General features: G+C 33.7%; 4 protein-coding genes. 1 reads left to right on the top strand and 3 read right to left on the bottom strand.

The window, feature by feature from the left end; all coding sequences use genetic code 11:
• Positions 1-59 precede the first annotated feature (59 nt).
• A complete protein-coding gene (locus DXN04_RS34215) occupies positions 60-737 on the bottom strand; it encodes a hypothetical protein (RefSeq protein ID WP_116857917.1) in 678 nt (225 codons plus the stop codon).
• A 202-nt stretch (positions 738-939) separates the two neighbouring features.
• On the opposite strand from DXN04_RS34215, the gene DXN04_RS34210 reads away from it, so the two are divergent.
• Positions 940-1,125 carry a hypothetical protein gene (locus tag DXN04_RS34210; RefSeq protein WP_116857916.1) on the top strand — a complete coding sequence of 62 codons (186 nt, stop codon included), beginning with the start codon at positions 940-942 and terminating at the stop codon, positions 1,123-1,125.
• A gap of 397 nt (positions 1,126-1,522) precedes the next feature.
• Here the strand turns inward: DXN04_RS34210 and DXN04_RS34205 are convergent, their stop codons facing one another.
• Both DXN04_RS34205 and DXN04_RS34200 read right to left on the bottom strand, forming a co-directional pair.
• Positions 1,523-3,895, bottom strand: coding sequence for an AAA family ATPase (locus DXN04_RS34205; RefSeq protein ID WP_116857915.1), 2,373 nt, complete (start codon positions 3,893-3,895; stop codon positions 1,523-1,525).
• 322 nt (positions 3,896-4,217) lie between these two features.
• Positions 4,218-4,871: a hypothetical protein gene (locus DXN04_RS34200; RefSeq protein ID WP_116857914.1), complete on the bottom strand. Its 654-nt coding sequence runs from the start codon at positions 4,869-4,871 to the stop codon at positions 4,218-4,220.
• Positions 4,872-5,159: the final 288 nt, after the last annotated feature.

Here is a 5,159-nt window from a genome sequence, read left to right as displayed (position 1 = left end):
TCTTTTGCATAAAATTGTTTTTGCAAAAGTCTGTAGTTTTTAATTCAATTTGGGAATGGTCAGCTCCGAATCATTACTTTGTTAACCTGTGCTTCCTGGTTTTCCAGATGGTAAAGATTGCAGAAAGCACTTATCTGGCAAAGTGCATTTGTTAGGTCTTCTGATGGATCAGCTTCTGCCTTTTGGAGAATAACAGGCAGCAGATCGTCCAGAATTTTTCTACATAATTCGAATAACGTTCCTGTATTTCTGGCATAATGGAATACGTCACCAAGCCATGAACGAAAACTCCTCCAAAACAGGAATTGGATAAGACTATCTGCAGAAGATGCCATTCGTAATAATCTGTCATACTGGAACTCTCGCGCTGGGTCCTCAGATATCTTACCGGCCAGGGAATTACAGAGCCAGTTATAAGCGGCGGAGCGAAGCCTATTGGAAGTGAGGGGGTGTGTTAAAAACGAGCAGATAAAAAATTGAAAAGAATCACTCAATTCGGAATTGACCATGCCATTCTCTTTCATCTCCAGCAGATCTTCTACAAATGCTGATGCTTTAGATTGAAGTATCGCTAGCCACTGCTCTGGGTCATCGACTTTGGACATTTCCGGAGCTAAATACATCATCAGTTTATGCTGATAGTCCATTGAATCCCATGCAGTTTCAACTTTCCAAAAATCATTCTGCTTATCGGTGCAGGTGGCAAAAAATCGGTGAAATGCTTCGTTATTTTTCATATGTGAATTCCGGGATAAACATTAAAAATAGAAACCTTGGTCTGGTTCAGAATTTTACAAGATACGCCAAATAAAAAAACTCCCCTTCATTAACATCGCACTACCTTTATTTTTTTGTATTCTTTCTTCACGAACGTTAAAAAGTTGCTTCCATCTACCCCAAAACTTACCACTATGAAAAAGATCAGGTTATTTTTTCCTATTGGCCTTGCTCTCCGGGGCTGGCACCGTCATAGCTGTAAACAAACAGCCTACAGCTTCTGCTAACATGCTGCACGACTGCATCGACTGGAACGGTGCTACCATCTTCTGGGGAGTAACGCAGCAACAGGCCCAAACCTTCTGCCACCCCCTCCATGCCGTTTGCCTCCCAATCCATCCGACTTAAGTTTATTTAACACGGTCATCGGTTCGTTCAGCAAGAGGCTGCCATAATAGGTCGAATGCTCCAAGTTATCAAAGCTAATAATTTATTGCGGGGCAGGCTTGGGTTGGTGGACAGTTGCAGCTGTGTGTTTGGGGACCGTATCAGGTGCGCGGTCAACATCATCTTCAAATCCTGATAATGCACTGATTATCTGCACCATTCGATTCGATAATGCTCCGCTACTGGGAACAAAAAAATGGCGAAACGCTGGAGGTACTACCTCCAGCGTTTTTTGTTTATTTATTTAAATATTAAGCAAACTGGAGGAAAAATTTACTCCAGTTTTGTTTTCCTCTACCTAGTCTTGTTTCATAAAGCCTTATTGACAATAGGTTTTTATTACCTCACTGTAATTACATCAATTGATACTTTCCATTAAAGAATTATATTGATGAAGATCAGTTTGCTTAATCTTTTCAATGACTACTTTAGCAATTTTTGAAATCTCACCTATTTCAATTGGTATCATAGATCTATCAAATTGATTTTCCAAATGAGAATATTCATTTATCATTCTAAATACCAATGTCATTGATATTCTATCACCTTCAAAAAATTTCTCTAATCGTTGGGAAAAAGCTATTTTATTACTGGGATACTTGTAAAATGTATATGCCTCTAAAAATTTGCGGAGATTATTTCCAAAGTTAAATTGTTGTTGCATTGCAATATCATTCTCTGGTAAAATAGAACAATTATATATTTGATGAAATAAATAATTAAACTCTGTCACATATTCCTTCATATAATCAGGCGATTTTCTTATTATTGAAAAGGTTTTATTTTGCCGTTCAATCATGAAATAATTATGATCAGCCTTATCCTTACTAGTTGGTTGTGGTTTATATTTTGGATAAGTTAATTGCTTTAAATATTTTAGAAAATCTAAGTTGTGAGTAGATATGAATAGCTGGCCATATTTCTGTGGTTTTGCAATTACATTTTCAATTAAGCTAAACATGAAAAAAATATGATTATAATCCAAACTTGAAATTGGATCATCAATGTAAATAATCATATTTTTACTTATTGACTCATCCGTTAACTCATCTTCAATTTTTGCAATAAAATAGCAAAAAGATATTAAACTGCATTCTCCTTCACTTAGATTATTTGCTGGAAAATTATCTCTTTTAATTGAAAAGGACATTTTTGGAGCTTCGCCTTCAGCTACAAGTTTTAGTTCATTATGACCAAAAAAGTGTGATAAATATTGGTTAATAAGTTCGGCACCTTTACTTTCGTCTTTCATCTCAGTTTCTAATTTTCTCTTTTCCTCCATTAATGCATCAATCTTATCTTGTAATGGCAATTTAGCACTATCCAATTCCTTACGCTTATTTTCTAAATCTTGAACCTCATCTTTTAATGAATTAAAATCAATATCCTTAATGAATTGTGCAATATTAGAATATCGCAACAGTTCACGAGTAACCATCTGATCTTTAACTAATGTAGTAGTTTTAATATTATGCTCTTTTACTAATGCGTTAAACTTCAATATATGTTCATAAATTCTATCAGAATAATCATTTAGTTCTGGGAGTGTAAAATTTTGAAAAATGTTTTCTTCTCTTTTTTTCAGATGATCAACAAGAGTATCTATTCTAAGTTTGTATAAATTAATTAAATCTGTCCATTCATTATTCAATTGTTCAAAATTCCCTTGTAAGCTTTGATAAAATGAATTTCTATCAAGTGTAATGAATGATGATAAATTATTTTGTGCTGTTTTTAGGCGAGATATTTTTTCAACAATTTCTGTTCTTAATGCTTCTGATTCTTGGTTGAAATGGACAGCCAATTTGTCCCAAAGATCTAGTGGAATTGGGCTGCCACAAAACCCGCATGTTTCTTTAATTCCATTATGTATAACAATACCTTGTCTAACCCATTCTTGTAATAAACTATCTTCGATTAGGTCAGTCATTACTTTGGTCGGTTTTATCTTTCTACTCAATAACTCTGTTGTATCGCTTACTGCTTCCGTAAAGCCAGGCTTAACTTCTCTTAATGGAATGATATCTGGCAGGTTAATTTCATTAAGGGAATTAGTAAGCTCTTTAACTCTCTGAGTAGGTAAAATATGCTTGTTAATATCTGCCTTAATCAGATCAATTTCGGATACGATATCAGTAATAGTATAATTTTTTTTTGCCGCCGTTCCAATGAACAAAGATTTATCAATTTTTATATGGTCGTTGGCTTTATTTCTCAGCTTATCGTCAATACTCCTATTTTTTAATTCTGATAACTTCCGATTATCCTCAATTAGTTTTTTAACATCATTATATTCATGTAATAATCCATTTTTATCTTCCATATTGCCTAAAAGGGAATTAATTTCAGAAATCCGAGCTTCCAGTTCAATATTTTTAGCGCCTAGAATCGTAAATGGTACGATTGAGCCATCTTCTTTATGCAGCCAACTTAGATTTTCTCTTATGAAATCGGTATTATAAACTCTCATCCTACCGGGGAAACTGTCTAAGGTATTGTGTTTAATATTACTATTATCAGCAAGAGTTAATTTAAAATTACCGTTATTATAGTCTTTATGCAGCTTATTTTGTTCTACACACTTCATAATTCTTGAAAGTGTGGTTTTCCCCGAATAATTTCTGCCATAAATAATATTTAGTCTTCGAAAAGACTCTTCTTTACCTATAGATTTGTTCCACTCATATTCACTGAAAAGTCCAAATTTTAAAATATCGATTTTTGAGATCATGGTACAGATTTTAACGCATGTCGTTTTCGTACATATATGTTAATTATTGTCCCGAATTACTCTACAAGACAACCCTCCTCAATTTTTTTGAGGTATAAAAAATTATATACGATAGTTAAAATAGAAAACAGCATGCATTCATGTTATAGATTGCATATTAATGATTTATAAAATAAAAAGAGTTAACCCAATGTTAATGAATTAAGAGTGTATCGCATTTTTAACTACCGAAGCATGCTAAAATGAAAGTCAGAAAAATTTTAGCTATTTGTATGAGCATTCTTTCTGGAATTCTATTTTCCTCTTACCCAAATCACCAATTTTATAACCTAGGCTGTAATGGATTGACATTAATGAAATTTACGCCTCCTGTTTTGTACAATACGTGAAGTCTTTCACGACTATTGTAATTGACATGCATGCTTTCAAATGTTGACTTACCGATATTTGTTTTATTGAACACTACGAATATCCCATGTATTTTTGATCTACCATACGTTCTCTCTGAAGAAAGATTTTGGAGCATAATTATTTTCTCAATATCTTTCTTAAAACGGCGGATATCAGACGCTTTTAATCCTGCTTCATTTCTGCAAAATTTCAGCTCGATAATTATCGTATCTCCCCCAAACGTATATTTCTTTGTCGGGTACTCTTCATACCTAATGCCTTCAGAAGAGATAGATACCTCAGTTGAATGCAGAATACTTAAGTTTTTAGGATGCAGAATAGTTATGTCAGGAAGCATTGTTAACTTATTATTTCCGTCAAAAAAAGAAACTTCTGAGTGTAGAGAAGTACCTGTTATCTCTGGATTCATAGTAGCGGAAGGAGGAGGTATAATCGACTGCAGTCTGGAAAATAGCTGACATTTTAAATCTCCTTCAGTTAATATTGATCCTTTATGTTGTTGAAAATCAGATTCCAGGGCATCTATTTCAACCAAAATACGATTTACCAACTCTTGAGTAATCATAGTTTCTTTTCATAGTTTAGATAGCAAATCTAAGAGTTATCTATAAAAATAAATGGAGCATATTTTGGGAGGCACTGCATACATACCATATCATAAGTTTAAAGCAAATTTTGGAATATTACGCAGAATGTGTTGTGAAAAATAAACCAGATGGCAGCACTAAAAGTGAGATTAGATCAACTTTATAAAGTTTAAAACATTAACTAGCTATGTAATGATTCGGTTCTCGGCATCTATGAACCCGTCACCAGAGACATTATCTTTGCCTCAGTTCTTCTTCCAGTTGTT

The sequence above is a fragment of the Chitinophaga silvisoli genome, from assembly GCF_003412465.1.
In the GTDB taxonomy this organism is placed as follows: domain Bacteria; phylum Bacteroidota; class Bacteroidia; order Chitinophagales; family Chitinophagaceae; genus Chitinophaga; species Chitinophaga silvisoli.
This window is presented reverse-complemented; position numbering and strand designations above follow the sequence as displayed.

Excerpts from the sequence above, each read along its gene's own strand:
- DXN04_RS34205 (WP_116857915.1), bottom strand. The coding sequence starts at position 3,895 with ATGATCTCAAAAATCGATATTTTAAAATTTGGACTTTTCAGTGAATAT.
- DXN04_RS34200 (WP_116857914.1), bottom strand. The coding sequence starts at position 4,871 with ATGATTACTCAAGAGTTGGTAAATCGTATTTTGGTTGAAATAGATGCC.
- DXN04_RS34215 (WP_116857917.1), bottom strand. The coding sequence starts at position 737 with ATGAAAAATAACGAAGCATTTCACCGATTTTTTGCCACCTGCACCGAT.